The organism is Pseudokineococcus marinus (genome assembly GCF_013004605.1).
Lineage (GTDB): Bacteria > Actinomycetota > Actinomycetes > Actinomycetales > Quadrisphaeraceae > Pseudokineococcus > Pseudokineococcus marinus.
Genome location: NZ_JABEMA010000156.1, coordinates 1 through 7364, shown reverse-complemented (window position 1 = coordinate 7364; position 7364 = coordinate 1). Strand labels below are relative to the sequence as shown.

At 74.9% G+C, this 7364-nt stretch carries 4 protein-coding genes; 3 read left to right on the top strand and 1 reads right to left on the bottom strand.

Annotated features, from left to right (window positions below):
• Positions 1 to 20 precede the first annotated feature (20 nt).
• The gene (locus HLB09_RS10595) at positions 21 to 914 is read right to left on the bottom strand and encodes a PAC2 family protein (RefSeq protein WP_322790133.1); all 894 of its coding nucleotides are present in this window, start codon (positions 912 to 914) and stop codon (positions 21 to 23) included.
• Positions 915 to 1052: 138 nt separating this feature from the next.
• Between HLB09_RS10595 and metH the strand changes: the two genes are divergently transcribed.
• From metH to HLB09_RS10580, 3 genes are all read left to right on the top strand, one after another.
• Entirely contained in the window at positions 1053 to 4637 is a 3585-nt protein-coding gene (gene metH, locus HLB09_RS10590) for a methionine synthase (protein ID WP_171203346.1), read from the top strand.
• A 148-nt stretch (positions 4638 to 4785) separates the two neighbouring features.
• Complete coding sequence (locus HLB09_RS10585) at positions 4786 to 5544, top strand: HAD family hydrolase (protein ID WP_171203345.1); 759 nt, start codon at positions 4786 to 4788, stop codon at positions 5542 to 5544.
• A gap of 108 nt (positions 5545 to 5652) precedes the next feature.
• Positions 5653 to 7326, top strand: a complete 1674-nt coding sequence (locus HLB09_RS10580) for an ABC transporter substrate-binding protein (RefSeq protein WP_171203344.1) — start codon at positions 5653 to 5655, stop codon at positions 7324 to 7326.
• Positions 7327 to 7364 lie beyond the last annotated feature (38 nt).

Below are 7364 nucleotides of genomic sequence, written 5' to 3'. Positions count from 1 at the left end.
CGGGGCGCGAGGCCGTCGCCTCAGGCGGGCGGGCCCGCCGGCCCGCGCCGCGGGGGGCCCTCGTCGCCGCGGCGGCGCAGGTAGCGCTCGAACTCGCGGGCGATGGCCTCGCCGCTCGCCTCGGGCAGCTCGGCCGTGTCCTTGGCCTGCTCGAGCTGCTGGACGTACTCGCCGATCTCCTCGTCCTCGCCGGCGAGCTCGTCGACGCCGCGCTCCCACGCCTCCGCCTCCTCGGCGAGGTCCTCGAGCGGCACGGGGGCGCCGATGACCTCCTCGACGCGGCCCAGCAGCGCCAGGACCGCCTTGGGCGAGGGCGACTGCCCGACGTAGTGCGGCACGGCGGCCCACAGCGACACCGAGGAGAGCCCGCGCTCGGCGGCCGCGTCGGCGACGACGCCGACGATCCCCGTGGGGCCCTCGTAGCGCGAGGGCTCCAGCGCCAGGTGCTCCATCGACGGCGCGTCGCCGGTGCTCGTGATCGGGATGGGCCGCGTGTGCGGGACGTCGGCCAGCAGGGCGCCGAGCGTCACGACGGTGCGGGCGCCGACGGCGGCGGCGCGGTCGAGCAGCTCGGCCGTGTAGGAGCGCCAGCGCATCGACGGCTCGATGCCGTGGACGAGCACGACGTCGCGCTCGCCGCCCGGCGGCCGGGCCCAGGCGAGGCGGGTGGTCGGCCAGGTGATGCGGCGGCGGCCGTCCTCGTCGAAGCCCGTGACCGGCCGGTTCACCTGGAAGTCGTGGTAGTCCTCCGGGTCGAGCTCGCCGAGCGGCGTCTCGCCCCACACGCGCGCCAGGTGGTCCAGCGCGCCGCTCGCCGCCTCGGCGGCGTCGTTCCAGCCCTCGAAGGCCGCGAGGACGACGGGGTCCCTCAGCTCGGGCACCGGGCCCGGCGACCGCTGCGCCTGCTCGCTCACACGTCCTCCTCGTCCTGCCGCCCGCCGCCGGGGCCAGGGCGCCCCCGGCCCACGGGGGCGGACGGCCCCGCGAGCAGCGCGTCCACCCTACGGGCGCGCACCCGGCGCGCCCGACGACGGCGCCTAGCATCGACGCCCGTGAGCGACCGTCCGCAGCGCCTGCGCGCAGCCCTGGCCGAGCGAGTCCTCGTGGCCGACGGGGCCATGGGGACGATGCTCCAGGCCGCCGCTCCCGGGCTCGAGGACTTCGAGGGCCACGAGGGCTGCAACGAGGTCCTCAACGCGACCCGCCCCGACGTCGTGCGCTCGGTGCACGAGGCCTACCTGGACGTCGGCGTCGACCTCGTCGAGACCAACACCTTCGGCGCCAACTGGGCCAACCTCGCCGAGTACGGCATCGAGTCGCGCATCCGCGAGCTCGCCGCGGCGGGGGCGCGCGTGGCCCGGGAGGCCGCCGACGGCGCGAGCACCGCCGACCACGAGCGCTTCGTCCTCGGGTCGATGGGTCCCGGCACGAAGCTGCCGAGCCTCGGCCACGCGCCGTACGCGCTGCTGCGCGACGCCTACGCCGAGCAGGTGCTCGGGATGCTCGACGGCGGCGTCGACGCCGTGCTCGTGGAGACGGTGCAGGACCTCCTCCAGGCCAAGGCCGCCGTCGTCGGCGCGCGCCGGGCCATGCGCGAGGCGCGGGTCGAGGTGCCCGTGCTCGTCCAGGTCACCGTCGAGACGACCGGGACCATGCTGCTCGGCAGCGAGATCGGCGCGGCGCTGACGGCGCTGGCGGCCCTCGGGGTCGACGGGATCGGGCTCAACTGCGCCACGGGGCCGGCCGAGATGGGCGAGCACCTGCGCCACCTCGCGCGCCACGCCGCGGTGCCGGTGACGGCGATGCCCAACGCCGGGCTGCCCCAGCTGTCCAAGGACGGCGCCTACTACCCGCTCTCGCCGGCCGAGCTGGCCGAGGCGCACGACCGCTTCACCCGCGAGTTCGGCCTCGCGCTCGTCGGCGGCTGCTGCGGCACGACGCCCGAGCACCTGCGCCAGGTCGTGGAGCGGGTGGGCGGGCGGCCGCTCACGCCCCGCGACCCGCGGCCGGAGCCCGGCGTCGCGAGCATCTACCAGCACGTGCCCTTCGCCCAGGACGCGAGCGTGCTGTCCATCGGCGAGCGCACCAACGCCAACGGCAGCAAGGCGTTCCGCGAGGCGATGGTGGCGGGGGACTGGGAGCGCTGCGTCGAGATCGCCCGCGGCCAGACCCGTGACGGCGCGCACCTGCTCGACGTCTGCGTCGACTACGTGGGCCGCGACGGCGTCGCGGACGTCAAGGAGGTCGTCAGCCGGCTGGCGACGGCGTCGACCCTCCCGCTCGTCATCGACTCCACCGAGCCCGCGGTCATCGAGGCGGGCCTCGAGCTCGTCGGCGGCCGCGCCGTCGTCAACTCCGTCAACTACGAGGACGGGGACGGGCCCGGCAGCCGCTTCGCCCGGATCATGCCGCTGGTGCGCGAGCACGGCGCCGCCGTCGTCGCGCTGACGATCGACGAGCAGGGCCAGGCGCGCACCGCGGAGACCAAGGCCGCCATCGCCACGCGCCTCGTCGAGGACCTCACGGGGACCTGGGGCATGGACGAGGCCGACGTGATCGTCGACGCCCTGACCTTCCCCATCGCCACCGGCCAGGAGGAGACGCGCCGCGACGGGGTGGAGACCCTCGAGGCGATCCGCGAGATCAAGCGCCGCCACCCGCGCGTGCAGACGACGCTCGGCCTGTCGAACATCTCCTTCGGCCTCAACCCGGCGGCGCGCGCCGTCCTCAACTCGGTCTTCCTCCACGAGGCGGTCGCGGCGGGGCTCGACTCCGCCATCGTCCACGCCGCGCGGATCATGCCGATGGCGAGCATCCCCGACGAGCAGCGCGAGGCCGTGCTCGACCTCGTCCACGACCGGCGGCGCTACGACGACGAGGGCGCCGTCACCTACGACCCGCTGCAGCGCGTGCTCGACCTCTTCGAGGGCGTCGACGCCGCCTCCGTGCGCGCCGACCGCGCCGCCGAGCTGCTGGCCCTGCCGCTGGGGGAGCGGCTGTCCCGGCGCATCGTCGACGGCGAGCGCAAGGGCCTGGACGCCGACCTCGACGAGGCGCTCGCGGCGGGCACGAGCCCCCTCGACGTCGTCAACGACCACCTCCTCGCGGGCATGAAGGAGGTCGGCGAGCTCTTCGGGTCGGGCCAGATGCAGCTGCCGTTCGTCCTGCAGTCGGCCGAGGTGATGAAGGCCGCGGTCGCGCACCTCGAGCCGCACATCGAGGCCGAGGCCGCCGCGAGCGGCACCGCCCGCCAGGCGCGGGCCAAGATCGTGCTCGCCACGGTCAAGGGCGACGTCCACGACATCGGCAAGAACCTCGTGGACATCATCCTGTCCAACAACGGCTACGACGTGACGAACATCGGCATCAAGCAGCCGATCAGCGAGATCATCCGCGTCGCCGAGGAGACGGGCGCCGACGCGATCGGCATGAGCGGGCTCCTCGTGAAGTCGACCGTCGTCATGAAGGAGAACCTCGCCGAGCTCAACGAGCGGGGGCTCGCGGCGCGCTGGCCGGTCATCCTCGGCGGCGCCGCGCTGACCCGCGCGTACGTCGAGACGGACCTCGCGGAGATGTACGAGGGCGAGGTGCGCTACGCCCGCGACGCCTTCGAGGGCCTGCGGCTCATGGACGCCATCGCGGCGGCGCGCACGACGCCGGGCGCGAGCGTCTCCGAGACGCTGCCCGCCCTGCGGCCGCGACGCGTGCGCCGACGCGCCGGTGCCGACGACGAGGGCGGCGGCGTGGCGCTCGCCGAGGGCGAGGACCCGCGCGCGCGTCGCTCGGACGTCGCCCGCGACGTCACCGTGCCCGTCCCGCCGTTCTGGGGGACGCGCGTGGTCAAGGGCGTGCACCTGGCGGACTACGCGTCCTACCTCGACGAGCGCGCCACCTTCCTCGGCCAGTGGGGCCTGCGCGGCGCCCGCGGCGGCGAGGGGCCGTCGTACGAGGAGCTGGTCGAGACCGAGGGGCGCCCGCGCCTGCGGATGTGGCTCGACCGGGTGCGCACCGAGGGCATCACCCGCGCCGCCGTCGTCTACGGGTACTTCCCGTGCTGGTCCGAGGGCCAGGACCTCGTCGTCGCCCACCACGAGGGCGACGGCACGGGCGGCGAGCCGGGCACCGAGCGGCTGCGCTTCTCCTTCCCGCGCCAGCGGCGCGACCGACGGCTGTGCCTGGCCGACTTCTTCCGCGACCGCGACGAGGTGGAGGCGCTGGGCCGGCCCGACGTCCTGCCGCTGCAGCTCGTGACGATGGGCTCGCAGGTCGCCGAGGTCACCGGGGAGCTGTTCGCGCGCAACGCCTACCGCGAGTACCTCGAGCTGCACGGCCTGTCGGTCCAGCTCACCGAGGCGATGGCCGAGATGTGGCACGCCCGGGTGCGCACCGAGCTCGGCTTCGGCGCCGAGGACGCGGGCGACCTCGACGGCGTGCTCGGGCAGGGCTACCGCGGCTCGCGCTACTCCTTCGGCTACCCCGCGTGCCCGGACCTCGAGAGCCGCCGCGACCTCGTGCGGCTGCTCGAGCCGGAGCGGATCGGCGTCGAGCTGTCCGAGGAGCTGCAGCTGCACCCCGAGCAGTCGACCGACGCCCTCGTCGTCCACCACCCCGAGGCCAAGTACTTCAACGCCGTCTGAGCCAGAGGCCCTCCCCGGGGCCCCCCGGGGCGAGCAGGCGTCGACTCGCCCTCACACGGCGGCCTCGCGGGGCGAGCAGGCGACGACTCGCCCGTCCAGGGCGGCCGCCGACGGCGTCGGGGACGGCGCGGCTGGCAGACTCGCGGCCATGCCCGCCGAGACCACCCCTTCCGCCGCGGCGAGCACCGGGGAGGCGCGCGCCGCCGCGCCCGACGCACGTCTGCCGGGCAGCGGCCTGCCCGACGCCGTCCTGTTCGACATGGACGGCACGCTCGTCGACACGGAGCCGGTGTGGTGGGCGGCGGAGCGGGCGCTCGTCGAGGCCCACGGCGGGGTGTGGACGGACTCCCAGGCGATGGCGCTCGTCGGCAACCAGCTCGAGGTGTCCGCCGAGGTGCTGCGGAGCGAGGGCGGCGTCGACCTGCCCGTGCGGGAGCTCATCGAGGTCCTCGGGGCGCAGGTCGGCGCGGAGCTGCGGCGCGACCCGCGGTGGCGGCCCGGCGCGCACGAGCTGCTCACGGGACTCGCGGAGCGGGGCGTCCCGCTCGCGCTCGTGACGATGTCGTGGCGCTCGATGGCCGACGCCATGCTCGCCCACCTGCCCGACGGCCTCTTCGACGTCGTCGTCACGGGCGACGCGTGCGAGCGCGGCAAGCCGCACCCCGAGCCCTACCTGCGCGCCGCCGCGGCCCTGGGCGTCGAGCCGGCGCGCTGCGTGGCCGTCGAGGACAGCCCGACGGGACTGGCCTCCGCCGAGGCGGCCGGCGTGCCCGCGATCGCCGTCCCGCACGTCGTCGCCCTGCCGGAGGGGCCGGGACGCACGGTGGTCCCCACGCTGGCGGGCGTCGCGCCCGAGGACCTGCTCCCGCTCGTGGCCCGCCGGGGGAGCACCGCCACCGGATCGTGACCGACGAGTCCGGCGCGGAGGGCTCCCCAGCCGCGCCCGGGCGCACTAACGTCACTGCGCCGCCGACCGGACCGGTCGCGGCTTCCCCGAGGTGACGGAGCGACATCCATGGTGCGAGGCATCGGCGGACGGGCCGCGGCCCTGCTGGCGGCCGGGGCGCTGCTGGCGACGGCGGGCTGCGCGGAGAGCCAGCGCGACGACGCGGGCGGCGAGGCCACCGGCGACGGCGGGGGCGGCGGCACCTTCGTCTTCGCGGCCAGCTCGGACCCCGTGGTCCTGGACCCGGCCTTCGCCAGCGACGGCGAGACCTTCCGCGTGGCGCGCCAGATGTTCGAGGGCCTCGTCGGCACCGAGCCCGGCACGCCCGACCCGGCGCCGCTGCTGGCGGAGTCGTGGGAGACGAGCGACGACGGCCTCACGTACACCTTCGACCTGCGCGACGACGTGACGTTCCACGACGGCACGACCTTCGACGCCGAGGCCGTCTGCGCCAACTTCGACCGCTGGCACGGCTGGACCGGGCTGCAGCAGAACGAGAACATCTCGTACTACTACAACTCGATCTTCCAGGGCTTCGCCGAGAGCGAGGACCCGGAGCTCGTCGGCGGCCTCTACGACAGCTGCGAGGCGCAGGACGAGCAGACCGCCGTCGTCACGCTCACGCGTCCCTTCGCCGGCTTCATCGCCTCCCTGTCGCTGCCGGCCTTCTCCATGCAGAGCCCCACGGCGATGGAGGAGCACGACGCCGACAACCTCGAGGGCACGGCGGACGACGTCCGCTTCAGCGCCTACGGCACCGAGCACCCCACGGGCACCGGCCCCTTCCAGTTCGGCAGCTGGGAGCGCGGGCAGTCCGTGACGCTGGAGCCGTACCCCGACTACTGGGGCGACGCCGCGCAGGTCGACGAGGTCATCATCCAGACCATCGCCGACGGCAACGCCCGCCGGCAGGCCCTGGAGGGCGGGCAGGTCGACGGCTATGACCTCGTCGCCCCCGGTGACGTCGCCGCGCTCGAGGAGGCCGGCTTCCAGATCGAGGAGCGCGACCCCTTCAACGTGCTCTACCTGGGCATGAACCAGGCCGTGCCCGAGCTCGCCGACCCGCGGGTGCGCCAGGCCATCGCCCACGCCATCGACAAGGACGCCGTCATCAGCCAGTCGATGCCCGAGGGCACGACGGCGGCGACGCAGTTCATGCCGGACATCGTCACGGGGTACTCCGACGACGTCGAGACCTACGACTACGACCAGGACCGGGCGCGCGAGCTGCTCGCCGAGGCCGGCCAGAGCGACCTGACGGTCGACTTCGTGTACCCGACCGGCGTCTCGCGGCCGTACATGCCGAGCCCCGAGGACACCTTCGTCGCGATCCGCAGCCAGCTCGAGGCCGTCGGCATCACCGTCAACCCGGTGGCGCTGCCCTGGTCGCCCGACTACCTGGACCGCATCCAGGGCACCGAGGACCACGGCCTGCACCTGCTCGGCTGGACCGGCGACTACAACGACCCGGACAACTTCGTCGGCGTCTTCTTCGGCACCCCGAAGAACGAGTGGGGCTTCGACAACCCCGAGCTCTTCACCGCCCTGTCCGACGCCCGCGGCCTCGCGACGGCGGACGAGCAGGGCCCGGCGTACGAGGCGATCAACCAGCAGATCATGGAGTTCCTGCCGGGCGTCCCGCTCGCCTCGCCGGTCCCGTCGCTGGCCTTCGCCGAGGACGTGGAGGGCTACGAGACGAGCCCCGTCCAGGACGAGGTGTGGAACGGGGTGACGGTCAGCTGACCGGAACCCCGCTCCCGCCGGCCGCCGCCCCCCGCGGG

What these genes read in the sequence shown, in the direction of transcription:
- HLB09_RS10585 (WP_171203345.1), top strand. Translation starts at nt 4,786, where the DNA reads ATGCCCGCCGAGACCACCCCTTCCGCCGCGGCGAGCACCGGGGAGGCG.
- HLB09_RS10580 (WP_171203344.1), top strand. Translation starts at nt 5,653, where the DNA reads ATGGTGCGAGGCATCGGCGGACGGGCCGCGGCCCTGCTGGCGGCCGGG.